Origin of the sequence: Thalassotalea sp. G20_0 (genome assembly GCF_017744175.1) — a bacterium.
In the GTDB taxonomy this organism is placed as follows: Bacteria; Pseudomonadota; Gammaproteobacteria; order Pseudomonadales; family Endozoicomonadaceae; genus Endozoicomonas.
Genome location: NZ_JAGHQV010000529.1, coordinates 1 through 526 on the forward strand (window position 1 = coordinate 1; position 526 = coordinate 526).

Annotated in this window: 1 protein-coding gene; it reads left to right on the forward strand. The window is 46.6% G+C overall.

Annotated features, from left to right (window positions below):
• Nucleotides 1-267, forward strand: a 267-nt coding sequence (locus J7438_RS27400; RefSeq protein ID WP_209279163.1) for a hypothetical protein, incomplete at its 5' end; no start/stop codon positions are given.
• Nucleotides 268-526 lie beyond the last annotated feature (259 nt).

Below are 526 nucleotides of genomic sequence, written 5' to 3' on the forward strand. Positions count from 1 at the left end.
ACCGTGAACGAACAGGGCAACACCTACAACGTGGAGGTATTAAACCACCTGCCCGGCTCTGGCCGTATTGCCATCAACCTGACGGACTTTGATGAACTGTGTGGAGAACACAAACTGCAACGGCTGGATATTAATGAGCTGAAACGGCTATTCCCTAACAGCATCGGTAAACGATACATCGAGAACAAGCCCTTACGCAGCAAGCAAGCCAATATGAACGGCAGAACAAGGCGTTGCTGGATCTTTGATGAGGTGATGAATGGGTAAAAAAGAAGAAACACAAAAACAAGAAGCAAAAAAAATGAGGATGGCCCTAACCAAACCCCATTTTCCAATGACTTTATAGCAAAGCCATTACAGTCAATGCACGACCATCATAACCAAAACCGCCACTGAAACCAACCACCACGGGCGCAATTTTGCGCCCGATGACTATTCCCTGGGCCACCGCTGACGCTGATGAGGAATAAACAGAATACTGATCAGATCCTGTTCAACGTGATAAATCACTTTGAGCGGATTATCC